The sequence below is a fragment of the Desulfuromonas sp. AOP6 genome, assembly GCF_009731355.2.
Lineage (GTDB): Bacteria > Desulfobacterota > Desulfuromonadia > Desulfuromonadales > SZUA-540 > SZUA-540.
Genome location: NZ_AP022810.1, coordinates 1,390,612 through 1,414,023, shown reverse-complemented (window position 1 = coordinate 1,414,023; position 23,412 = coordinate 1,390,612). Strand labels below are relative to the sequence as shown.

The 23,412-nt window shown below is 46.4% G+C and carries 20 protein-coding genes; 2 read left to right on the top strand and 18 right to left on the bottom strand.

Going from position 1 to position 23,412, the window contains the following annotated elements:
• Window positions 1–5 precede the first annotated feature (5 nt).
• From nusA to AOP6_RS06570, 6 genes are all read right to left on the bottom strand, one after another.
• Window positions 6–1,295, bottom strand: coding sequence for a transcription termination factor NusA (gene nusA, locus AOP6_RS06595; protein WP_213194803.1), 1,290 nt, complete (start codon window positions 1,293–1,295; stop codon window positions 6–8).
• A gap of 122 nt (window positions 1,296–1,417) precedes the next feature.
• On the bottom strand, window positions 1,418–1,906 hold the full coding sequence (locus AOP6_RS06590; protein ID WP_155875877.1) for a ribosome maturation factor: 489 nt from the start codon (window positions 1,904–1,906) through the stop codon (window positions 1,418–1,420).
• Between the two features lie 113 nt (window positions 1,907–2,019).
• Window positions 2,020–2,700, bottom strand: coding sequence for a hypothetical protein (locus AOP6_RS06585; protein WP_155875875.1), 681 nt, complete (start codon window positions 2,698–2,700; stop codon window positions 2,020–2,022).
• Window positions 2,701–2,790: 90 nt separating this feature from the next.
• Window positions 2,791–4,080 carry a 23S rRNA (uracil(1939)-C(5))-methyltransferase RlmD gene (rlmD, locus tag AOP6_RS06580; protein WP_155875873.1) on the bottom strand — a complete coding sequence of 430 codons (1,290 nt, stop codon included), beginning with the start codon at window positions 4,078–4,080 and terminating at the stop codon, window positions 2,791–2,793.
• Window positions 4,077–4,472 (bottom strand): hypothetical protein, encoded by a 396-nt coding sequence (locus tag AOP6_RS06575; protein ID WP_155875871.1) that lies wholly within the window; start codon window positions 4,470–4,472, stop codon window positions 4,077–4,079. The genes rlmD and AOP6_RS06575 overlap by 4 nt, the downstream gene beginning before the upstream one ends.
• The gene (locus AOP6_RS06570) at window positions 4,469–5,212 is read right to left on the bottom strand and encodes an RNA methyltransferase (protein ID WP_213194802.1); all 744 of its coding nucleotides are present in this window, start codon (window positions 5,210–5,212) and stop codon (window positions 4,469–4,471) included. The genes AOP6_RS06575 and AOP6_RS06570 overlap by 4 nt, the downstream gene beginning before the upstream one ends.
• Window positions 5,213–5,321: 109 nt before the next feature.
• Between AOP6_RS06570 and AOP6_RS06565 the strand changes: the two genes are divergently transcribed.
• Both AOP6_RS06565 and AOP6_RS06560 read left to right on the top strand, forming a co-directional pair.
• On the top strand, window positions 5,322–6,008 hold the full coding sequence (locus AOP6_RS06565; protein WP_225897370.1) for a CAAX prenyl protease-related protein: 687 nt from the start codon (window positions 5,322–5,324) through the stop codon (window positions 6,006–6,008).
• 480 nt (window positions 6,009–6,488) lie between these two features.
• On the top strand, window positions 6,489–7,361 hold the full coding sequence (locus AOP6_RS06560; RefSeq protein ID WP_155875865.1) for a fibronectin type III domain-containing protein: 873 nt from the start codon (window positions 6,489–6,491) through the stop codon (window positions 7,359–7,361).
• 8 nt (window positions 7,362–7,369) lie between these two features.
• Here the strand turns inward: AOP6_RS06560 and prsR are convergent, their stop codons facing one another.
• From prsR to AOP6_RS06500, 12 genes are all read right to left on the bottom strand, one after another.
• Complete coding sequence (prsR, locus tag AOP6_RS06555) at window positions 7,370–8,749, bottom strand: PEP-CTERM-box response regulator transcription factor (protein WP_155875863.1); 1,380 nt, start codon at window positions 8,747–8,749, stop codon at window positions 7,370–7,372.
• A gap of 30 nt (window positions 8,750–8,779) precedes the next feature.
• A complete protein-coding gene (gene prsK / locus AOP6_RS06550) occupies window positions 8,780–10,804 on the bottom strand; it encodes an XrtA/PEP-CTERM system histidine kinase PrsK (RefSeq protein WP_225897376.1) in 2,025 nt (674 codons plus the stop codon).
• A 381-nt stretch (window positions 10,805–11,185) separates the two neighbouring features.
• Window positions 11,186–12,286: a hypothetical protein gene (locus tag AOP6_RS06545; RefSeq protein WP_155875859.1), complete on the bottom strand. Its 1,101-nt coding sequence runs from the start codon at window positions 12,284–12,286 to the stop codon at window positions 11,186–11,188.
• A gap of 460 nt (window positions 12,287–12,746) precedes the next feature.
• A complete protein-coding gene (locus AOP6_RS06540; RefSeq protein ID WP_155875857.1) occupies window positions 12,747–13,667 on the bottom strand; it encodes a glycosyltransferase in 921 nt (306 codons plus the stop codon).
• Window positions 13,657–14,784, bottom strand: coding sequence for a CapA family protein (locus AOP6_RS06535; RefSeq protein ID WP_155875855.1), 1,128 nt, complete (start codon window positions 14,782–14,784; stop codon window positions 13,657–13,659). The genes AOP6_RS06540 and AOP6_RS06535 overlap by 11 nt, the downstream gene beginning before the upstream one ends.
• Before the next feature lie 63 nt (window positions 14,785–14,847).
• Window positions 14,848–16,203 (bottom strand): phenylacetate--CoA ligase family protein, encoded by a 1,356-nt coding sequence (locus AOP6_RS06530; RefSeq protein WP_155875853.1) that lies wholly within the window; start codon window positions 16,201–16,203, stop codon window positions 14,848–14,850.
• 131 nt (window positions 16,204–16,334) lie between these two features.
• Window positions 16,335–17,591 carry an O-antigen ligase family protein gene (locus AOP6_RS06525; protein ID WP_155875851.1) on the bottom strand — a complete coding sequence of 419 codons (1,257 nt, stop codon included), beginning with the start codon at window positions 17,589–17,591 and terminating at the stop codon, window positions 16,335–16,337.
• 5 nt (window positions 17,592–17,596) lie between these two features.
• Window positions 17,597–18,943, bottom strand: coding sequence for a phenylacetate--CoA ligase family protein (locus tag AOP6_RS06520; RefSeq protein ID WP_155875849.1), 1,347 nt, complete (start codon window positions 18,941–18,943; stop codon window positions 17,597–17,599).
• 13 nt (window positions 18,944–18,956) lie between these two features.
• Window positions 18,957–19,937, bottom strand: coding sequence for a glycosyltransferase (locus AOP6_RS06515; RefSeq protein WP_155875847.1), 981 nt, complete (start codon window positions 19,935–19,937; stop codon window positions 18,957–18,959).
• Window positions 19,938–21,137 carry a glycosyltransferase family 4 protein gene (locus AOP6_RS06510; protein ID WP_155875845.1) on the bottom strand — a complete coding sequence of 400 codons (1,200 nt, stop codon included), beginning with the start codon at window positions 21,135–21,137 and terminating at the stop codon, window positions 19,938–19,940.
• Window positions 21,127–22,305, bottom strand: a complete 1,179-nt coding sequence (locus tag AOP6_RS06505) for a glycosyltransferase (protein WP_155875843.1) — start codon at window positions 22,303–22,305, stop codon at window positions 21,127–21,129. The genes AOP6_RS06510 and AOP6_RS06505 overlap by 11 nt, the downstream gene beginning before the upstream one ends.
• 26 nt (window positions 22,306–22,331) lie before the next feature.
• The gene (locus AOP6_RS06500) at window positions 22,332–23,411 is read right to left on the bottom strand and encodes a glycosyltransferase (RefSeq protein WP_155875841.1); all 1,080 of its coding nucleotides are present in this window, start codon (window positions 23,409–23,411) and stop codon (window positions 22,332–22,334) included.
• Window position 23,412: the final 1 nt, after the last annotated feature.

Sequence of the window (23,412 nt, the reverse complement as noted above, 5' to 3'; positions counted from 1 at the left end):
TCGGACTAGTCTCCCCCTTCTTCCGGGATCTCAACAGAGGGTTCCACCTCGGCAGGCGCCTCCACTTCAGCGGAGAGAGCCTTAAGGGCGGCGACAAGCTCGTCCTTGTTCATGGAGCTGCGTCCGGGGATGTTGTGCTGCTTGGCCAATTCGTAAAGTTCATCCCTGGAGAGAGAATCATAACCGAGAGAGCCGGAAGATGAAGCCCTCCCGACATTATCCTCGTCGCCATCACCGCCTGCAAGCTCGTCCATCTCCGCTTCGGCGGCGCGCGACTCGCTCTTGATGTCGATTTTCCAGCCCGTCAGCTTAGCGGCGAGACGTACATTCTGCCCCTTCTTACCAATAGCAAGCGACAACTGATCGTCGGGAACGATAATCTCCAGAGCCTGCTCGTCATTGTCGACATAGACGCGGGTAACCTCGGCAGGTGCCAGCGCTGCGCAGGCAAACCGTGCAATATCATGGGACCAGGGGATGATATCGATTTTTTCACCGCGCAATTCAGAGACAACGTTCTGAACGCGTGATCCCCGCATTCCGACGCAAGCCCCGACAGGATCCACATCAGGGTCATGGGAGACGACCGCAATTTTGGCGCGACTACCAGGTTCGCGGGCCGCAGCCTTGATCTCCACAATCCCCTCGTAGATTTCGGGAACTTCCACCTGAAAAAGGGCGGAAACCACACCGGGGTGGGTACGAGACAGGATAATCTGAGGCCCCTTCGGAGACATCTTGACTTCCGAAACATAGGCGCGAACACGGTCTCCCTGACGGTAGTTCTCGCGAGGAACCTGCTCACGGTGAGGAAGCAGCGCTTCGGCGCGACCGAGATCGACGATCAGGTCGCCTCGTTCGTAACGACGCACAATGCCGTTGAGCAGCTCACCCACCCTGTCCTTGAACTCGTTGTAGACCCCTTCCCGCTCGGCTTCACGCACCTTCTGGATGATCACCTGTTTGGCAGTCTGAGCGGCAATGCGACTGAAGTTGCTGGCATCCATCTTCATGCCAAGGGAGTCACCGGCTTCAACATCGGGATCAATTTCGCGGGCTTCCTCCAGCGAGATTTCCTTATAGGAATCCTGCACGTCCTCGACGACGGTGACGAACTCGAAGAGCTCAACTTCACCCATCTCGTCGTTATAATGAGCTTCAAGATCACGGGTGTTGCGGTACTTCTTGTTGGCGGCGGAAAGCACGGCCGACTCAAGGGCTTCAACCAGAATAGCCCTGTCCACCCCCTTATCCTTAACAACCTGATCAATAATGTGATTAAGATTTGTTACCATCCCGACATCTCCCTGTATCTTCTTCTCACCGCTTGCAGCGGCGAAGTTATTTCACTTCATGTTGGCGTGTCTACTGTCCAGAAAAGGATAATCTTCGATATCCTCTCACGCCCTCTTCAGACTCAGAACTCTATTTCCAGATTGGCCTTGGCAATGGCATTCAGATCAATCTCGACGATGCCACCCTTTTTGTCGAGCTGCCGGATACGCACCTTGCCTTCTTCGAGGCCCAACAGCTCTCCCTCGAAGGTCTTGCGTTCATGCCCTCGTTCGTCAGGGTCCAGCTTTTCGAAGGTCTTGACCTTGACCAATCGCCCCTGATAGCGCTCATAATCCTGCGGCTTTTTCAAAGGTCGATCAAGCCCGGGCGACGACACCTCGAGCCGATAGGCGACACCGATCACATCTTCGATCTCAAGGATTGCGCCGATTTCACGGCTGAAGTCCGCGCAATCATCGAGGGTGATACCGCCTTCCTTGTCGATGAAAAACCTGAGAAACCAGTCTCTTCCCTCGCGTTTGAATTCGACATCAACCAGCTCCAGCCCAAAATCAGTCAGAATAGGCTCTGCCAATTGTTGCACGCGAACAAGGGTTGTCTCCTGCACCATACATCCAGCTCCGAAAACAAAAAAAGTGAGCAGCGAAGCTCACTTTTTACTGTGAACAAATTAAACAACATGTTCCTACCATGAAAAGATGGAAATTGCAACCACTATTTACATCAGGGGGCGGTCTTGAAGCCCAGAACAGCGGACTGGAGCATCTTCTCCATCTCGCCGTAATCCATGTTGTTTTTCAGAGGATCCGTGTAATAGAGATAAACCCAGTATGGTGAGGCAAAGGCCACAATACCCACAAATCGACGGGGCTCTTCGTGCATCTTGTAGTCAGCTGAAATACGCCAGGCATACTGGGTTCCAGCCAGCCGTGTTTTTTCAACCCGGGCCACGACGTCGCTGACCCCTTCGTCCCCCTCAAGGGAGCTGACAGCATACCGGGCCGAGTTTTCGACACCACGGGCAGAAGGAGCCACCCCCCCCTCGCCCAGACGACTGATATCGACATCGAGGTGCGCTCCCGTGGCAGGATTGAACACGTAAGCTTCATTGGCCTGCAACTTTTTGAGAGCTGCTTTTTTCAACTGGTCCAGGGTCAGAGATTCGGTCATCCGGCCCGTTTCTTCCAACTCATGTTCTATGTGCTCAGCCACCTCCTCGACCAGGAACATTGGCGGCTCCGGCGATATCTTCCAGTTATCCCCAGGCAGGCGAATTCCCAGATCCATGTCGTCAGCAAGAGGGATGGTTTTCATATCACTGGCAATACTGGCCCGGTAATCCTGCGAGCAGCCAAGAACCAAAGAAAGAGCCACCAAGCATATCAGCTTCATGAATTTCGGCATAAACTGTCTCCAAGGCTAAATGGTGAAGTTATTTTATCCCTTATACCATAACGGGCCACGAATGCCAGTTTCCGATCTTGTATCAGACTATTACCCTTCTTTCACCAAGAGAGTCAGACTTTCCGTGTGAAAGGTCTGCGGAAAAAGATCAATGGGCCGGGCCCAGGCGACAGCATAGCCACGATGAAGCAGGGGCTGCAGGTCTCTGGCCAGGGTCGAGGGATCACAGGAGATATAAAGAATTCGCGGCACCGCGGCCTCCACCAGTTCCTTGACTACGCCATAGGCCCCGCTGCGCGGCGGGTCCAGGATAACCAGGTCAAAGGGGACCTCCCCGGGCAGTGAAGACAGGAACCCTTCTGCAGGACGGGCAAGAAAATGAGCGTTGGCAATGCCATTGGCCCGGGCATTTTGGCGAGCTTTTTCGATGGAAGGTTCAAAGTCCTCGACCCCGGTCACCGAAGCCGCCCGACGGGCAAGCGGCAGAGAAAAGTTCCCCATGCCGCAGAAAAGATCCAGCACGTTCTCCCTGCCGGTCAGTTCGGCAGCAGCGAGCACCGCCATCACCAGGCGTCTGTTCTGTGCGAGGTTGATCTGGGCGAAGCCGCCTGGGCCGTAGCCCAGAGTCAAGGGGGGCTCCGCCACCTGGATATGCAGATCCGTCTCTCCATAGACCTGACGCAGGGTTTGCTTACGGCCGGACTGGATGAAGAGCGAGGCTTCAACCCTTTGCGAGGGCTGCTTGAGCCAGTCGCAGAACGGACCTGGTTCAGATCCTATAAAATGGAGGACGACCCGACATTGCCCATCATCGCCCACAGCCATATCGACCTGAGGTATCAGAGCGGCGAAGGGCGAATCTCCCAGCAGCGTTCGCAACACCGGCAGCAGTTCATTGAGGCGGCTGTCGGTAATAAGGCAGCGCGCAACATCGACGACATAGTGGCTGCCCGCACGATAGAACCCCATGACAAAACCTTTTTCCGTCAGGCGGCACTTGAACTGCACGCGGCTGCGATAGCCCCACTCCGCCGCCGAGGGCAGAATTGACAGGACCTTGTCCCCGTTGACACCCGCCTGCCGCACCAAAATGTCGCGAAAGATCCTTTCCTTCCAGACCAGTTGCTGCTCATAGGGCAGATGCTGCCATTGGCAACCGCCGCATTCGTGGGCCACAGGGCAAGTGGCCTGACGGCGAACCGGTGAAGGCTCAAGCACTTCCACCAGCTCGGCTTCGGCATGACGCTTCTTTTCACGGACAAGGCGGCAGTCGACGAGATCCCCCGGGGCGGTGCCCGGCACAAACACGGCCTTGCCATCGAGGCGCCCGACACCTCTACCGCCAAAAGCAAGAGAATCAATGCGGATCTTGGCGGTCATGGTTTCGGCACGAAGAGATGACGGGGTTTGCGGACTTTTGCCATTTCACTCGCGACAAAGCGGGCCGGAAATTCAGGGGATCCAAGGTAAGGGAAATTGGTCTGGCAAAATTCGTTGATCATCCGTTGGCGTGTTTCCACCACCTCTGCCCCCGCCACCCCCATGCGCTCCAGCGTGCGTTGATAAACAGCCTCTTCGCCGAGGGCAGACTGGGCTTTGCGATACTCAGCCTCCGGATCGCCGGCTGCCGTAAAGGTTTCCACTGACAACCGGATGTGACAGCTTACATCGATACAGATACGGTGATAATCGCCAAAGTAGCGGTTTGATCGGTCAGAGAACGCGACGACAACACCATTATCCAACACCTGACGGTCAAGCAATGTACTCATTTGTCCCCCTTCTTCCTGCGGTCTTCTTCCACCCAGTCAATACTTCGACACATGCCGTGCAGAATACGCACCTCTCTATCGTTGAGGCCGGCGCGCCCGAAAATCCGCCGGAAAGAGCGCAGGATATGGTCCGGGTTCTGGGGATCGAGAAACCCGATATCGAGAAGCGTGCGACGAAGATGGGCATACATGCCTTCCAGAACCTTGGATGAGGCCAGCTTCTTGCGGCCGGCCACCTTACCCTGCGCTCGGCCGAGAGCCCGGGAGGTTTCATAGAGACACAGGGAAACAGCCTGGGCCAGATTCATGGACGGCAAGGCGTCATGCGTGGGTATGGTGATGAAGCGCTGACACAGATCCAGCTCATTGGTCAGCAGGCCCTTGTCCTCCCGGCCGAAAAGCAGGGCGACCCGCCCCCTCTCCGCCAGAGGCAGAAACTGATCGGCCGCTTCATCGGGATGCAGAAAATCCTCGCGGTACTTGCCGAACCGCCGCGTTGTCCCCAAAGCAAAGTGACAATCGGCCAGCGCCTCTTCAAGGCTGCCGAAAATCCTGGCCGCATCGAGCAAGACGCCGGCCTTGACTGCCATGCGGCGGGCCTCTTCCCCCAGATGATCGACCTGGGGGTTAACCAGCCGCAGGTCCGAAAAACCAAAATTCATCATGGCCCGACATACCGAGCCGATATTAAGGGCACCCTGGGGTTCGACCAGGACCACCGCCACGTTATCAAGATTCATAGATAGATTCATTCCCAACTGGATTTTCCAACAAAGCCTTTTACAATGGAACGGCAGGAAGGAGAGCAATCGTTGTTACCGTGAGTCACCCCTTAAGACGGAAATCGCCTTGAATCAGAATTTCTGGTCCCGAGTTCTCCCCTTTACCGTATTCATGGCCTTTGTGGGGATAGAAGAGTTGATGCGCCATCTGCACGGCCAGCAGCTCATCCTGCTCGACACAAAGATCCTTTACCCCCTCTATGCCCTTAAAATCTTTTCCGTCGCGGCCATACTGATTTTCTACCGCAAATTCTATTCTGAGATAGACATCCGCCAGTGGCTGCAGATAAAAACCAGCGCACTCAGCATCCTCATCGGCCTGCTGATCTTCGCGCTGTGGATCCACCTTGACTGGAGTCTCCTCTCTCAGGGGGAATCGGCAGGGTTCGATCCGCAAACCATCTCCGAGGAGGCCAACCGCTACGCCTTTATTGCCTGCCGCCTGGCGGGCGCCGTCGTCGTGGTACCTATCATGGAAGAGCTTTTTTGGCGCTCCTTTTTACTCCGGTATCTCATCAAAAGTCAATTCACCACCGTCGCCATCGGCACCTTCAGCTGGTTCTCCTTCCTGGTCGCCAGCGTCCTTTTCGGTCTTGAACATCACTACATCGTCGCCGGCATCGTCGCCGGGGCCCTTTTCAACCTGCTCCTCTACCAAACCCGCAGCATCGCCCAGTGCATACTGGCCCATGCCGTGGCCAACCTCGCCCTGGGCCTCTACGTTTTGCAAACCGGGCAATGGCGCTTCTGGTAGACCATAAACAGAGACCGTTCAACTGTAGCTTAATTACAACACTCCCGCCTGTCTTACCAATTCACAAAAAAAACAGCCTGTTATCCACTCAACTGTCCCTTCCTTATTTTTCGATAAATGCCTGCATGACCATAAAAGGCAGGGGGAGAACGTGTTTTGGCAACTTTTTTGGAGACGTGTCGAAATTGCGACATGAAAACAGGGAACACGCCCTGAAGATGACTGAAAAATAAAAACTTTTTTCGGTACAGGCTTTTTCTGTCCTGTGCTTTTGCCCAAAACAATTTCAACGACTTAAATTCTGTTTCCGATGATTTCAGTCTTCGAATATACGGCATCACAGGACCCAAGACATCATTGACTGGCATGGAACTTGATAAGAAAGGCGGCGACGGGAACGACAGTTCCAAAAACCACGTCCACTGCAATTTTTGTCACCCAAATGATAAATGGCCTAGGCCGAAAGATCGGAGTTCCCAAATGAAAACGAAACACGTCCTCTCTTTGTCCACCCTACTGCTGTGCCTTTTCACCGCCACCCTCTCCTTTGCCGCTGACGTCACCCTGGCCTGGGATCCAAGTCCCTCCGCAGGAGTCGTCGGCTACAAGATGTATTACAAAGCGGGCTCTTCCGTCGCTCCCCTCAACGGCACCGGCGCCATTGAAGGGAATTCTCCCGTTATTGTCGGGGATACCCTGACGACGAGCCTGAGCGGCCTCGATGCCGGCGTCGTTTACTACTTTACGGTGGTGGCCTACGATGCCGCCGGCAATGAAAGCCCTTTCTCCAACGTTATTGCCTGGAGTGCCGGGGATCCCAATCCCTTCATTCCCTCCCTGCAATATCCGGCCAATCAGGCCAGCGAAATCCCCAGAACGGTGCAATTCAACTGGAGCGACCCCTCTGACGGCCGTAACGTCGTTTACACCCTCTACTACGGCACCGACCCGACCCTCCAGTCAGGCGCAGTGGGCAGCATAAATTTCGAACCACTCTATCCGAACAAGGAAGTTCTGCTGGCGATCGCCGCCCTGTCGTTGCTCAGTCTGGCCATTCCCCAGCGTCGTAAAATGAGAAAAGCGGTGATTCCCGCCCTGGTGGGCGCCACCATGCTGTTGGCCAGCTGCGGTGGCGGTGGTGGTGGAGATGACGCGATCAGCGGTTCGGTGAATATCGATCAACCGTCGTCTGTTGCGCCTCAATACACGGATGTGGTGGATAATCTGGTGGAAAGCACTTTCGAGATCTTCGATTTCGACCCCAATACTACCTATTACTGGAAAGTCGTCGCCGACGATGGCGTAACCGTCACCGAAAGCTCGACCTACAGCTTTACAACGACCAACTCGTAAGACCGAAGTCAGCCCTCGGTGCTGACATGCAGTCCATGCTTTTTCATCAGATCATAGATCGTCGGGCGGCTGATACCTAAGGTTTCAGCCGCCTTGGCTACATTGCCCTGCTCCTGTTCAATAGCCGCCAGCACCATCTGCCGCTCAACCTTGTCTTTGGCATCCTTCAAAGACATGCCAACCGTTTTTGCTTCCGGTTCCAGATTGGCCGCAGAGCTTTCAAAACCTAAATCCACCGGAGTGATCAGGGGGCCATCGCTCATGATAATGGCGCGCTTCACCTTGTTCTCCAGCTCCCGCACGTTCCCCGGCCAGGCATAGCTTTGCAGCTGATTCATGGCCGCCACGCTGAATCCCCTCACCTTTTTCTTGAAACTGTCGCTGTAGCGATGGAGAAAAAGATTGGCCAGCAGCAGGACATCGTCTCCCCGCTCGCGCAGCGGCGGCAGCACAATACTGATAACCCCAAGGCGGTAGTAGAGATCCTCACGGAAAGCACCTGAGGCGATGGCCTTCTCGATATCCACGTTGGTCGCGGCAATCACCCGCACATCGACGGCAATATCCTCGCGGCCGCCGACCCGCTGCATAACCCCATCCTGCAGAAAACGCAGCAACTTGACCTGCAAAGGCGCCGACAGCTCACCGATTTCATCAAGAAAGAGCGTGCCGTTGTGAGCATATTCCACCTTGCCGTGCACCCGGTTCTGCGCTCCGGTAAAAGCGCCCTTTTCATGCCCGAACAGTTCCGACTCCAGCAGGTTCTCGGGGATAGCCCCGCAGTTGATGGGGATAAAGGGAGCCTTGGCGCGCAGGCTTTCGCCATGGATGGCTCTAGCCACCAGCTCCTTGCCCGTACCGCTCTCTCCCAGCACCAGCACCGAGACATTGGTGGTCGCCACCTTACGGATGGTGGTGAAAACCTCCTGCATGGGCGGGCATTGACCGAAAATGCCCTGAGTATTCTGCTCGGCCACCAGCGCTGACTGCAGCTGCCGATTCTCAGCCTCCAGCGCCGCCAGATGAAAGGCCCGCGAAAGGATGACCTTCAGCTCGTTCAGGTCGATGGGTTTGTGATAAAAATCATAAGCGCCCAGTTGGATAGCCTTAAGGGCCACCTTCTGTTCGCCCCGTCCGGTAATAACGATGACCTTGGTCGCCGGCGCCTGTTGCAGCATCCGGGAAAGACAGCGAAACCCCTCCTCCGAGCCATCGGGATCAGGAGGCAGGCCCAGATCGAGGGTCACGACCTTCGGCTCATTCTTGACAAACAGCTCCATGGCCTCCTGACCATTCGCCGCGAACAGAACCTTGTAGTCCTTGCCCAGCCCCCAGCGCAACTGCTTCAGAATTTCGCTGTTGTCATCGATAACCAGCAGTTTTTCCATAAAACCCCTCACCATAAAACGGGCATGCCTTTATTCTGCCAAGTCACACCCAGGCAGCCAGACAGTGAACGTCGCCCCCCCGCCCTCCTGGCTTTCAACCTCAATGCGACCACCATGGGCCTCCACGATATTCCGGCTCTGATAAAGGCCGATGCCAAACCCTTTTTTCTTGGTGGTCTCGAAGGGTTTGAACAGGCGGTCCCTTACAAAAGCTTCGGACATCCCGCAGCCGTCATCGCGGCAGCGCAGATAGGCCATCCCAGCCTGACCTACCTCCAAATCAACAGGCCCTTCACCGTTGCTGGCGTCCAGAGCATTGAGAATAAGATTTTCAATAACCTTGGCCAGTTCTATCGGGTCGGCCTGGCAAAAAGCAGGATTGCCCGTCACTCGGACCCCCTTGACAGACATTTCCCGCACAAGGCGTAAGGCCAGTTCCAGCAAATCAACGCGCTCGGTGGCAAGCGACTTTGTCCCTTCCAGGTTTTTCAGCCTGTCGATCAGCCCCTTCATTCGTTCAACGCTCTTATCGAGGGTTTCCAGCATATCCTGCTGAAAGGCAGGATCGTTTAAATAATGACGGCCGTTATCGACAGCCAAGGCCAGGTTGGACACGGTATTTTTCAGATCATGCATGACGAAGGTAGTTACCTTTCCCATGGCCGCCATCTCCTTATGAGCGACCACCTCTTCAACCAAGTGCCAGTTCAGCAAAGACGTCACGGCCTGGCGAGCCAGCATCTTCATCAGATCATAATCTTCATAGGTCATCGCCTCCCCTGAGTTGATCCGGCGGCCAAGAAGAATCATTCCCTTTAGCCGCTGCTCAAAAACCAAAGGAACGACAAAGGCTATGGCTTCCCCCTCTAAAAAAGGCAGATGACCCGCGTCGTCAGATGCCACATCCAGAATCCGTTCGTCATCACGCAACAATCCAACCAGGGCGCTGTCAGGCGCAAAGTTCCCATGATGCCAGGGCAGATGATACTCACCCGCCAGCTCGAAAGCACCGCCCTCACGCTTCTGCCAGAACAGAGCACCCGCCTGCGTGGCAAAGGTCTCGCAAAAAGTTTTCAGGATGACCGATCTAACTTCTTCGACAGACCGCACCCGCCCCAACTCATCGGTCAGAGATTTCCAGTGGATACGGTAGTCGTACTTCTCGGCAAAAAACGCCTTGTGCAGAAGCACCATGACCTTTCGCCGAATATGTTCCGAAAGCAGAAAAACAATAAAAACAATCCCCAGTAAAAAGGCCACCAGGACAAAAAGAAGCTTCTGGGAGCCGCCACCAAGGTAAAGCATCCCCTCCCCAAGCAACCCCAAAACCAGGAAATACAAACCTATGGCAATGACTACCATGGAGCGGTAGGTTACATCCCGGGACAACCGTATTCTATGCCCACCTCCCCGCTTCAATTGCGAGAAAAGGATCAAGAGGCAACCGATCAGAAGCCCTGCAGTGCGAAGTGGGACTAAAGACATGTCAAGAGAGCGATACAAGAGGGCCTGACTGTAATAGAGCAGACTGGCCACAAGAATGGTGCCTATACCGATAAATTCAAACTTCACCTGCCACCGCTCATAGCGTGGATAGGCGAAAAAGGTTTTTTCCAGGTTCACCAGGGCAAGCGTGAGATACAGGGACAGAGTGATATAAAAGAAAAGTCCGTAGTAACTGACAAAAAGAAGATTTTCGTCGACAAAATCCGGAGAAAAGAACAAACGATCAACTGGCGAGAAGGCATTGACGGCCAGATAGCCCACAGCCGGCAGAAACAGCAGCCACTGCCAAAGCGGCAAGCGCTTATACCCTTCGCGGTAAAAGAGCAGACAAAACCCAAGCCAGCATGCAGGCAAGAAGGATTCCACCAACAAGGCAGCATACTTCCAACGCGGCCATTTGGCTGGTGATGATAAGGCACTAAACTCGAAGATCTCAAGAAAGATAGAAAAAAGAAGAACTAAGATGAAAAGAAGAAGGCCGCCGCTGCGACGGCGGATTAAGGTTGAAACCAAGGCAAGAACGAATGCCGCCACGCAAGCGGAAATCATCAACAGGATCAATGCCATAAAAAAGGGGCCATCCTTAAAATAGCCTAAGAACAAGAATCAAAAAAATGTTATTTTTCGACAATTTCCGTCAATTCGGCATGCGTTTTCACTACAAAATTTATCCAGAAAGCCGCCATTCACCGGATTGATGTAACAAAAATGCAACAGTTATAAGTAGTCGGAATTGCATACGAATATCAAAAACCCAAAGAGCAGTACGAGTATTGATTTAGTTTTTTATATGATTTCAGTATTTTACAGCAATTTTATCCAGTGTCAAAAAATGCCACAGTTTCAATGATTTAATGACCTTTAAGGTAGATGACAAATAAAAAAAAGGGCCCGATTAGGGGCCCCTTTTAGGTGATAGAAGTCTAATTTTTATTGGACAGGCACATCCCTTAGGTTTTGGGCGGGCTCTAGTCCAGGGGTAATGGGGTCTACTTCGCCGGATCCATTAATTGTGACTGGAAAACCTATAGTATTCATATCACCATTGCTGTCGACAACAAATAAAAACTTCTTTTCGTCCTCTTTAAGTCGGCCTAGGTTTAAACTAACTGTGATGGAATTATTAGTCCATGCCGATGGAATTTGTACTTCTCTAGTAGTACAGTCATGCCAATTGATAGCATTACCAATTTCGACACGAGCACGAGTAATATCAATATATACATCATCAACATACATATCGGCATAATTTTCACCAGTTAAATTTGCCCACATAAGAGGCAACAAAAATATATTTAACTTACTAGAAATTCCTGAAGCTCGGGTTATACCATCAAAACTTGCCGGTATTAAATTAGGCCCATTATTTTCGTTCAATTCAACAATGCCATTTTTTGCCCCCCCTGGGGTGGAAAGAAACTCGAACATTTCCATACGGTTCCATTTATTTTGGGCCATTTTGAACCCAATATTGTGAAAAGTAGGTCCACCAGATCCAGTGTTGATTGTAGGATACGAGTATGCAGCGGCGGTGGTTTGGGTAATGAATGAAGGTACCCCGGTGTACGCAGATTGCGAATTGAAACGGGCAAACTTTCCAGTTCCCTGGAAAGGACCACCTAATTTAACATATGAATAATAAGAGGCATACAGGGCATCCTGGCCATCAAAAGTGAAATACGCTGAACAATCCTCCTCATTTCCAGGCGCCGGCGAATTCGGAAAAGCTCTCCCATGTCCTGCTAAATTACCAGAATATACCATTGCAGCAGAGTATTTAGGGTTAGTAGCGTTCATGGAATAATTTTTCCATTTCGGGTCAGTTGCTAAAAAACTGCCGTCTACCCCCCTTTCAAAATTTTCCCACAAAAGGGGTTCGGCAGGAACTTTGATTCCAAAACCAGCACCTTGAATTACCAAACTTGAATTGGTGACAGAATTTACAGCATTAACAGTTGGTGCTGCAAAAGCAGCTTGACTTAAAAACAAAATAAGGACTGACCAAAAAGATACCTTAAATAATTTGAGCACAACTCTTCTCCTTATGACACTTGGCTAACCACCACGAGGGCGGCATAGCGATGCGAGGGGGTATTAAGCAAAAATGACATTTGTACGCAAAGCACTACATGTCTCTTGCAATATTTTTTGCAGCTATCATGCCAATAAATGCAAGCACCCATGTTCCATACAAACAGATACAATAATGGCCCTGGGCAGACAAGATGAACGCTATCTGTAAACGCCTAAATTTGCAATTAAAGAAAAAAGCCACGGCCCTTTCCTTGTCTTTTTCAAAGAACTATTTGGTGCGATTCGAATCGTTGCTGACGCTGCCCTAAAGACACCATTAAATCGTCAGTTAAAAGATAAGAATACCAGGGCTGAACATTTAGTCTTATACTAGGGTGGAACAAAGAGAAATTTTCAAACGCTTCAAAGATGACAATTTTACTTGAAAAATCCGGCAATAATGACAAAGAAAATCAGTTCAAAACAAAGCTCTTGTTCGGGCTGAATAATAAACAAACCAAACAATTATTAATTGAGGAAAGTAAAGTAATTTCTTAGTTTTCATAACAACATTAAGTGACCTGATAAATGGTAATGTAAAAATCAGAATTACTGATATAATTGTTAACTCATAGTTTAAAAGAACTATTGAAATTAAAAGAAACATGGTTGCAAAAAGAAAATAAATCAATTGACAAATATTTAGCCATCTCCTTGGATCATTTATATTTTTAAAAAAAAGCATCCAAATACTTTTACCACGCCATTTTTCTTTTCTATATAACCCTATAAGACTTTTGGCTTCGCCCATATGGACTACGTTTCTTTCATGTTCATAAATAATTTTATAATTCAATGTGATAACTTTTCTTGAAAAATCAACGTCTTCACAAGTTTTCATATTTTCAGAGAATCCACCTACAGAATCAAAGACATGTCTTTTAACTATCATATTCATTGAAGAAGACCAAAATACTTCTAACCTACCTTTTCTATTATTTCTCCCAAGTGCCCATATTAATTCAACCCATGACGGATTATCAGGCAATAAAATTGGCCCTGTCACAATACCGACGGAAGAATCTTCCAATATCTCTTCCAAGGATAATAAAAACTCAACACCGACATTTACATCAGCATCGACAAAACAAAGAATGTCTCCAACTGAATTTTTTGCCCCTATATTTCTAAGTTTTCCTATCGTCGCATCAGGGTCTATATATGTTTTAGCTCCAAGACTTCGGGCTAAGGATACTGTGTTGTCATCGGAGCCATTATCGACTACAATTATTTCTATATAAAAACCATCTTTATCACATCGTTTTATTGAATCGATACAGCTTGCCAGCCTTTTTTCTTCGTTTTTTGTTGGGATTATAAAGGATACTTTATTTTTCATTATATTTTACCCATGTTTTGTTAAATTTTTTCCATTTATAGCCATTGTATAATGACATTATTGAATTTGTTAATATTTTTAAAAAGACTAGACTTTTGTATTTATGAAAATTCTTAATAACGTAAATATGTGACAAATTTCTGTTCCTGATTCTCATTTTCTCAACAAGTTCTTCATATTCTATTAATTTTTCATTTTCCCAAATATTTTTAAATTTTTCTATATATTCATCAAGCGTTAGTTCTTCTTTCTTGACAACTCTATAATTAGAGTCAATAAAACAACTGATGATACTTTGTTTAGTCACGACTAGATTCTTAACAGTAGCTTTATAAATTAAGGAATTCCTAAGCTTTGAATCCCAAATCATATCTGACACAAAGTTTCCTAAACCATAAAATATGTTAGAAGTATTTTTTACGCAAATCTCCTGTGGAGTATGTGAGTGGTGTCCAAGCACAAGATCAACACCGCATGCCAATAATTTTGCTCCAATTTCCTTACTGTTTTTTGATGCAACATGAACAAATTCATCGCCCCAATGGACACTAACAATTAAGTAATCACATATATTTTTAATTTTTTCTACATCTTCCAATATATCCTCAATACTTCCAGACGCATATAAAAGTTCTTTTTTTTCGTAATTCTCTTTAGTTAAGCTATACCCAAGCAACCCAATTTTTGCATTATTAATTTCAATTATTTCGGGTAAACAGGTATAGCCATCTCTACCTCTAATACCAATAACATAGAATCCGTTTTTTTTAAGAATGTTACAAGTTTCATTAAATCCTTCTGCACCATGTTGCATTGTATGGTTATTGGCTACGTTAAGCGAATTAAACCCAGCATGCTTTAAGGCATCAACACACGACGGAGTACCTATCATTTGAGCTCTTGAAAAATTATTTTTCATATACTTTTTATCAGATAATACGCACTCTAAATTCCCGAAAACAATATCACCCCTTAGTTCTTTTTTTATATTTGAAAAAACATAGTCAACCCCGTATTTTTCCATGCGAGAGCGAACACCAATACCAATACACTTAGCTGAATCGCCAAGCATTAGATCACCAACAGCTACAACATTAAAATGGATGTTTTTTTTCAATTTATCTCACCGATTAATTACCTAGAAACTATGTCTAGCCCAAATACTTAAACTCTAACCAATTCAAATCTGGGACTCGAAGTGACAGAATTTGTTTTTTAAATCTTTCCTCATAGTGTCAACTGAGGCTATTTCAAAATTACAAATTAACCCTTCCCCTAAAACATGCTTACTTTCATTTTTGAAGTAAGTAGAAACCTCTCCAAGATCTAAATCTGTTCCTTCCTTTAAACCGAGAATTATTTTTAAATTGTAATTATCTGACTGAATAATCTTAAAAATTTCGATAGGAAATCCTTTAAAAACTAACTCTTCAATAATATAGACAACATATTGACTATGAACCATGCCCTTACCTGGAGAAAAAATGTACTGGCCTTGAGAGCGACCAATTATTCGCCCCAGACAAGGCCACCCTCGCCCACAACTACACTTAATTTTTTCAACTGACACCAGATCTCCCAACCGATAGCGAATCATTGGCATTAATTTATTATTTAAATCAGTAATCACAACTTGCCCATATCCATCTGGCTCATCTCCGAATCTAATTATTTCAATAAAAACGTTGTCTGATACAATATGTTTACTTCCGCTTGGACATTCGAAGGCAATAATATCAACTTCACTACACCCATATTCATCAACCACAGGACACTTAAATTTTTCACTAATAGCCTTCTGTTGCTTTATACTCATAGTTTCAGATGTAGATATAACACATTTAATGTTTTTAAAAATTTGTTTCAAATTTTTGTCATTTATTTTATCAGATACCAGTTGAATTAACGAAGCATAGCCATAAATATAGTCAGGTTTTGATTTTATTAACTTTTTAATGGTTTTATTAATCTTAATTTCTTCGAAGGATTGTGAATTTAATCTAATCCTATTTAGCAATAAGTCTTTAAGAAATGCTTTGGTACGTCCAGAAACTAACGGGCGGCCCCACAACCTTATTTGACGGTCACTCGGCTTGACTCCATGCCATCCTTGGCATACGATTCTAGCAGCCAAAGACCGGGCAGAGCACTCCGGGTCAACAAAAACAACTGCAGGAACTCCAGAACTCCCTCCAGTCAATCTCACAGTATAGCTACCAAAAGAGGAATAATTTTTCTTAGCATCAACTAAAAAATTATTTACATCAGATTTTTCCATAATCGGAATTTTTTCAAAGTCAGCAATGGTTGATAGATTTGTGGACACACCATTTTTTATTAAAAATTGACTATATGTTTTTGAATTAATAGCATGATATTGAATGAGTTCTTTTATTTTTTCAAACTGATTGTTCTCGATTATGTTGATGCTATTCCACTGAGATTCTTCATACAGCTTTACAAACGTGGAAACTCTCTCTCTTCTAACAAAATACATAAATGGATATATGATTTTTTCCAAAAGTTTTTTATACATCATAGCTCCTAAAAATTAGTTTTAGTGCTATCCCATCATCTCAATAAAGAAAATCCTGAAATAGTATTTTTCTGTTTAAATTGCAATATGTATTTATTGAATTTATGCTAACCAAATTTCTTAATAATTATTTAAGCTTGCGTTTTTGTATGACCATTTATCCCTTCCTCTAAAATAACTTGAGACAAGTGGTAATCACCATTTTGATTGTTTAAATTACTCAAGGCGACAGATAGACCGCCAAATAGATACCACTCATAGCTTGAAAGTCCATAGCTAGCTAAACCAAAAATTACATTCATAATACAGAAAAAATAAATAGCGCTTCTTGTATTGAACAAATAAGTATTATTTATTCTTACTATGGTACCTCTTATATTTTCAAAAATTGAGATAATAAACAGAATAAAAAATATGAGCCCTACAATACCTATCTCTTGAAATGTTTCAGAATATATATTGTGTGACATAACCTTTCTGTTCCCATAGTTAAAGTTAACCTCCCTTGACGTCCCCAGGCCATGGCCAAAGATAGGTCTTCTCATGCCAGTTTTAAAATCCTTAATCATCCCGTCTTGACGATCAGAAGAAGTAATGCTATTTTTCGTATTTTCGGAAAAAATGCTTAAATAACGATCCTTAAAAATACTATCCATCTTCGGGAACAGGATGCAGCCAGCAATAAGGAGAATCGTAAAATTTTTCGCTTTATTTTTACTAAAATACATCAAAATAAACATAATTAAAAATAAACCAATCATTCCAGATCTGCTACCAGTGAGATAAAGTGCATATAAGAGGACTGGCATCGCACTCAGAGCTAAAATTCTCCACAAAAGGCTTTCTTTTAAATAAAGGAACAGGAAGGGGATAATTGTCAATATTACAAAAGCCAGCCCATTTGGATTAACAACATCATGTGGTGCCCCGGAAAGTCTCGCCATAAAATCACCACTACCTATATAAGCAGAGTCCCCCCAATAACCTTCAGTAATATGCAGGTAAAGTGGTTCAATCACACGAAAAAGTTGGCAAAGGATAAAACAGGTAATCAAAGTTTTAAACTTTTTCTCTGTATGTGCGAAAGTTATTGTAAAATAAAAAAATACCACCGCCTTAATAAAATTAGGCAGTCCAAACTTTATAGCACTACCTGGCCATTCGGCGAATGGTGTTATTATTATAATTATAAGGATTAGTAAATTTAATCTTTTAACGCAATTATTGTTTCCAAAATTATTTTTATTTTCAAATATTACAATTAATGCCAATACTAGCACAAGAAATAGGTCAAAGCGTAAATTGCCGAGAATTGGCAATCTCGCTGGCAAATGCAGAAACCAGCTGCAAACAAACACTAAATAAAGATAAAAACCAAGATTTTTCATGCGACTCAAATTCGACAGATTGAAAATCTAAACTTGCCTGATAGTTCTGGTAGAATTTGTTTTTTTATAAAAAATTTGATGGCAATACCATCACCAAAGACTATTTCCAAATAACGCCTTAAATCATCTAAAACTTCAGCTGAAAATAATTTTCCCGGAACGATATTAATTTCAAAGAGGTCTATTTTTTGCTGAATAATCTGCATTTGATCCAGACCTGGGAAACATGTCAAAGTTTTTTCAATTAACGAAATCCCTGCTACACTAGTGCCATCTCTTTTCTGAAGAAAATCAGCAACACGACCCATCAAACTATCCATTAGAGGCAACCCCCTGCCGCAACTACATTGTCTTTTTGTTGGTGCACCAATATCCTCTACTTGATAGCGAACAAGAGGCATTGCCTTGTTTACAAGATCGGTAACAACAATGCGTCCAGTCTCTCCAGGCTCACAAGGCGAGCCGTCATCCTTGATAAACTCAACAAACAAATGCTCGATATTCAAATGCATCCCTTCATGTTTTTCACATTCACATCCAATAAGACCCACTTCCTCGCACCCATAACGATCTATTGCTTTTGTACTAAAAACATCTTCAATAACCTTGCGTTCAGATGGCAATAACATCATTGAGGTGGAGAGAATTCCTCTTGGCAAAAGGTCTTCAATTCCCATCTGTTTGAGGTGTTGAGCGAGTAAATAAATAGAATGAGCATGCCCATAAAGCAATGTCGGACATAATCGCCGCCACTCCCGAACGAACTCAGTAACCGAAACTTGATTGACGCTCATGGTATCGAGGTAAACCATGGGCTGTAGAAGGGCTTGTCGCAGCTTCGCCTTTAAGGTAGTCGGTAGATGTGGGTTGCCCCAACAAGCCGCGATTGGCTCGCCCGGCTCCCACCCAGTCCAACGGTCGTGACGGCGTGCGCATGCATTTCTCAGTTCACTACACTCCTCGGTAAAAAAAAGTTCAAGCGACTTCCCTGTCGAACCACCCGTCTTGGCCTTATGCAGGCGATCTACAGAATAGCCATCAGTTATCATGCCTATGCCACTGCGACGGATATCAGCCTTGGTTAAGATGGGTATCTGGAGAAAATCCTCTGGCGTTTTAATATCGAAGGGCGAGATTTTGGCCTGAGCGAATTGGTGACGGTAATAGGGATTCTGCTCCGCAACAATTCCCAGCATTTCTTGAAGGCGTTGCCATTGAATTTCGCGCAACTGTGATTCAGGCAGATATTGTGTTTTTTCGATCTCACGCCAATAATGCAGCTTCGGGCTGTGTGAAATCAGCCCATGCAACGGCTCGAAAATATGCTGTCTCAAGCGCCAGCCAACAGTCATTGCGAAACCTTTCTCACAAATTGATCAGTGCCCGAAGAATATCTTTTACCAGACGCTCTTCACCCTCTAGCGCCAATGCATAGGTCTGACCGGCATGCCCGAGGCGCTGACGGTACGCCTCATCCTTCCAAACCCTGTCAATCAGGCTGGCCAGCGTGGCGGCGTCGTCCGGGGGGAAGATGGCTGCTTCGTTCAAGGTCAGGATATCTCTAGTCGACGGTCCCTCCGAAATAATGACGGGTTTGCCGAAAGCCATCGCTTCAAGATAGACACTGATCCCCGCACATTGGATTGCACTCGAACGTATCGGCAGCACGACACACCGACATTTGGATAGGTATTCATACCAGGAGGTTCTGTCAAAATCATGCCGGATGATTTCGACATTCTCTCCGAAAGCATCTTCGTCGATAACAGAATTGTGATAATCGGAGAGATCCTTTTGTGGAAGGACAATTTTCATCGGCACATCGACCAAGGTGAGAGCCTTGTCAAGTAGGCGATAATCCCGATGGCTGGCACCACAAGAAAGAGCGTAGCCCGCATCTGTTATCTCAAAGTCTTTCAAAACCTCATAATTGTTGGCTTTAAATGGAATATAGCGACACCGGCCCGGATCAATCCCGTAATACTCAGTGTACCCGGAAACATCTCTGTGTAAAAAAAGGAACAGATCCACTGGCGCCAGCAGAATTCGTTTGACCAAGGCAACAGCCTTGTCTTTTATGGTTTCAGGGCGTTGCAGCAACAGGTCGAAAATAACAACCCGGAACCTGAAAAGTGTGGCTAGCTTCAACAGAAATGCCGCAAGGAACCAGAAGAATGAGGGGTTGAACAATAAGATTCCATCAAAACTTTTTCTGTTATCAAAGACATGTCGCAATATGGCGAAAAAATTCTTTTTGATTTTCAAGTTATTGGGCAACGGCTCGACAAAAACTTCGTCCGCGAAATAATTGGTCAATTCAAGATTGACTAAATATCGCTTTGCCATCTAATTATTTCCCCGTACCGTGTCAGAAAGACTCGAATAGACATTCTCATAACATTTGGCGATTTTTTTGATACAGAATCTCTCCTCGACCGTTTGCCGAGCATTCTGAGCTATTTTCAGGCTCATCTGCTCATCTTTCAGCAACTGACTCACATAGTTCGATAGCTCGGACGGATCATTGGCAATGAATCCATTGTACCCGTGTTGAACGGTATCGAGGGCCACGCCATCCATAAAGGTCACAACCGGCGGTACACCACACGCCATTGCTTCGATGATTACGTTGCCAAAACCTTCTTTCCGAGAAGGCAATACAAAAACGTCAGACATTTTAAGAAAAAGATCCACATCATCTCGACGCCCAACCATTCGGACGTTCAACTGATTTTTGGTGATCTCATTCTTGATTCCCTGGACAAAAGCATCCAGCATTTGCTGATTTGTATCCTCATCTGAAAATTGGTAAGGCCCAACTAATAGCAGCAGCGCATTCGCATGATCTCTCTGAATATTCTTCCACGCGTCGATAAGCCAATCGATTCCTTTTCGTTTGATAATTGCACCGACAAAAGTGACCACCTTCGTTCCAGGTTCCAGACTGAGTGTTGTTCTGATCCGCTCTTTTTCTACATGGGTGACGGGATGAAAGCGATCGCTGTCGACACCTTGGGGGACATACGCCACCTGTTCAGAGGGGATTCCAGCCTCTATGCAGGAATTTACAATCTGCCTCGAAATACATAGAAATTTGTCGATCAGCAAAAAAAGGTGAAAGCGTAACGCCATCAGCTTGTAATTGCGCTTGATAGTCAGAGGATCGTCTGTCCCCAAAAGAACCATCTGCATAACCAGCTTTTTTTTAAAAATTCGACAAAACAGGGCAAGCAGACCATAGATGTCAATGTGCCCATGCAAGTGAAGGATGTCGAACATATCCCTGTGGCGAAACAGGAATTGCAGAATCTGATAGCCATGACGCAACTCTGAGAATCGGCCACCAGGCGTAAAATCGAAGCGATAGATTGGAATGCCGCGAAATTCGTCTCGAGGGCCGTATTTTCCATAGCTGCATGACAAGACCTTGTTTTGGTAGCGGGTCTGATCGATAAACGGAAAAAGATTGTCCAGGTATATCCCATGGCCGCTGAAGGAAGGATAATAGTCGAAGATACAATGAAGGACAGTGATCTTATCTTTCATTTCTAGCCAATGCCTCGTATATAAGTTCTCTTACCTCGTTAAATCGATTCGACCAGGAGTTGAGCCGCCCGAAAGCGACCCGCTCACGTTCCTCTTTCGGGTGACTCAGGCAATCTGATATCTTGTCTAGAAACTGTTGTTTGTCGTGGGCTATTTCGATATACCCAGCGAGATACTCCGCGCCGGCGGTATCAGTAGAAACGATAGGCTTGCCACTGGCGAGGTAGTCAAAGTACTTGATGGGGTCATTTCCAGCAGTGTGCTTATTCAGCAGATTGGGTAGTATACAGACATCGAACTGGCTCAGGACCCATGGGATATTGGAATAGGGAACCGGGTCGCGCAAGTGGACGTTCTGACAACGGGCAGATAACCGAGCAAGGGCATCTTCATGGCTCTTGGGCCCGACAAAAACAAAATCCCATTCGGGTCTACTTTTCGCCAGATATTCGATCAACTGCTCATCAAGGCGTAATTCATTTATCCACCCCATATAGCCGATCAGAGGTCGACCGGTCCTGAACGCCCTAACTCGAACTGGGTACGCCCATTCGAAAGTAAAATAATTCGTCGCGTTCTTCACCACTTGGGAATTGGGATTGATCTTTTTCGCAAACTCTCCCAATTTATCATTCACACACAAGACGATGTCGGATGAGGAGATATGGTATTGAACATTATCGCGTATGGTTTTTCGGGTGGCTTCATCGTCGGTAAATTGTTCAAAGTCATCGGACCAATCAAAAATTTTTATCGCTACATCCGAAAAACGTCTTTCTACCAGCGAGCGGGTCCAACTATCAGGCCTGTTAACCAGCAGAATTGTGTTTTTACTCGAAATGTCGATCAGGTTCCTTTCCAGAATATAATCACCGACCTTTTTGAAACATGAATTTCTTGCGGCCATTGGCAAAACAACAGGGGTGATGATTTTTCCTTTAAAGTAATTTGACTTTCTACCGGTCATCGCCTTCCAGTTGTTGACCTTGGGTTGCGCTAACTCAGCTTTGGGGTTTGTTATAAGGTCCATCGGCCAAACGGGCGTATTGATAAAGTAAGATTGACCGATGATGTTTTCCTTGGTCAGGAAATAAAAAATTGTCTGATTCCTCTTCCAGAAATCACTCCACGGATTATATCCAAAGTTTATCAGGCTGTATTTATTCAATTTGATCCCTTTAATAGTGCCGGCTCTTATCTATTTGTATGCCAAATCTCATTGTAATAATCTTGGTGTTGATCAATCATTCGCTGCATCGAAAAAACATCGGACACTTTTTCTGCATTCTTTGAACCGAATTTGGCCCGTATTTCTGTATTTTCAACCAGCTGAACAATTCGTTCCGCGATACATGCTATATCCCCCACTGGTACCAGATAACCATTTTCGCCATCATCAACCAGCTCGGGATTTCCCCCAGCCGCAGTGGCCACTACTGGCACTCCACAAGCCATATACTCTAGAATGGCGTTGCAGAAACCTTCAGTTTCCGAGACATTAACTCCCACATCAAAACCTCTGACATAATCCATAGGGCAAGCGACGCTTCCTGCAAAGGTCATAACTTCAGCAAGCCCCATGGCCTGACTCATCTGTTCAAGCTGGGCACGCTGATTACCGTCACCGACTACTACAAACCTAACCTTGGGCAATCGCTGATGGACTATCGCAGCAACTCGAACGAAATCATCCACACGTTTGACTGTACGATTACAATTGGCAACGATGCCAACAACGGGATCTTTGCCCTTAAGGCTGTTTTCGCCCTCATCTTTTTCGATGCCGTTATAAATAACCCTTATTTTTTCAGCATTAAGACCATCAATTTGAACAAAGTGGTCTTTCACTGCCTGAGAGTTGGCGATAAACCCCGTAAAAAAGTGATACGCAAGTCGCATCTTGCGGCTTTCGGCCGGGGTACGCCAGAACCCCATGTCACGGAATGAACCTATCAGTCGGGCATCAAAAAAAGGTCTGGTCAAAGCTGCGATTAGAAAAGGATCTTGAAAAAATGTCTGTATGATGCGGATGTCATGGTTGCGGACATAATTCGCTAGTCCCTTCAAAGCCGGAAACAGAGTTGGCTTAGTGAAGCTTTCAAATGGCAAGAACATTTGAGGTACGTCGACATCAGCCAGAAGCCCTCCGGTTCCCTTTAAAGTACATAAATGAGGTTGAAACCGTCGGCGATCGAGCCCAGCAATTAGCTTCACTAACTGCTTTTCTGTGCCACCAACATGCAAACTATCAATTAGATATAGGATACCGGCCATC

Bases quoted from the DNA above. Each gene is read 5' to 3' on its own strand.
- AOP6_RS06590 (WP_155875877.1), bottom strand. From the start codon at position 1,906: ATGGTGCAGGAGACAACCCTTGTTCGCGTGCAACAATTGGCAGAGCCT.
- prsR (WP_155875863.1), bottom strand. From the start codon at position 8,749: ATGGAAAAACTGCTGGTTATCGATGACAACAGCGAAATTCTGAAGCAG.
- AOP6_RS06530 (WP_155875853.1), bottom strand. From the start codon at position 16,203: ATGTATAAAAAACTTTTGGAAAAAATCATATATCCATTTATGTATTTT.
- AOP6_RS06560 (WP_155875865.1), top strand. From the start codon at position 6,489: ATGAAAACGAAACACGTCCTCTCTTTGTCCACCCTACTGCTGTGCCTT.
- prsK (WP_225897376.1), bottom strand. From the start codon at position 10,804: ATGATTTCCGCTTGCGTGGCGGCATTCGTTCTTGCCTTGGTTTCAACC.
- AOP6_RS06510 (WP_155875845.1), bottom strand. From the start codon at position 21,137: ATGAAAGATAAGATCACTGTCCTTCATTGTATCTTCGACTATTATCCT.
- AOP6_RS06585 (WP_155875875.1), bottom strand. From the start codon at position 2,700: ATGCCGAAATTCATGAAGCTGATATGCTTGGTGGCTCTTTCTTTGGTT.
- AOP6_RS06500 (WP_155875841.1), bottom strand. From the start codon at position 23,411: ATGGCCGGTATCCTATATCTAATTGATAGTTTGCATGTTGGTGGCACA.
- AOP6_RS06575 (WP_155875871.1), bottom strand. From the start codon at position 4,472: ATGAGTACATTGCTTGACCGTCAGGTGTTGGATAATGGTGTTGTCGTC.
- AOP6_RS06570 (WP_213194802.1), bottom strand. From the start codon at position 5,212: ATGAATCTTGATAACGTGGCGGTGGTCCTGGTCGAACCCCAGGGTGCC.
- rlmD (WP_155875873.1), bottom strand. From the start codon at position 4,080: ATGACCGCCAAGATCCGCATTGATTCTCTTGCTTTTGGCGGTAGAGGT.
- AOP6_RS06520 (WP_155875849.1), bottom strand. From the start codon at position 18,943: ATGACTGTTGGCTGGCGCTTGAGACAGCATATTTTCGAGCCGTTGCAT.
- AOP6_RS06525 (WP_155875851.1), bottom strand. From the start codon at position 17,591: ATGAAAAATCTTGGTTTTTATCTTTATTTAGTGTTTGTTTGCAGCTGG.
- AOP6_RS06515 (WP_155875847.1), bottom strand. From the start codon at position 19,937: ATGGCAAAGCGATATTTAGTCAATCTTGAATTGACCAATTATTTCGCG.
- AOP6_RS06540 (WP_155875857.1), bottom strand. From the start codon at position 13,667: ATGAAAAATAAAGTATCCTTTATAATCCCAACAAAAAACGAAGAAAAA.
- nusA (WP_213194803.1), bottom strand. From the start codon at position 1,295: ATGGTAACAAATCTTAATCACATTATTGATCAGGTTGTTAAGGATAAG.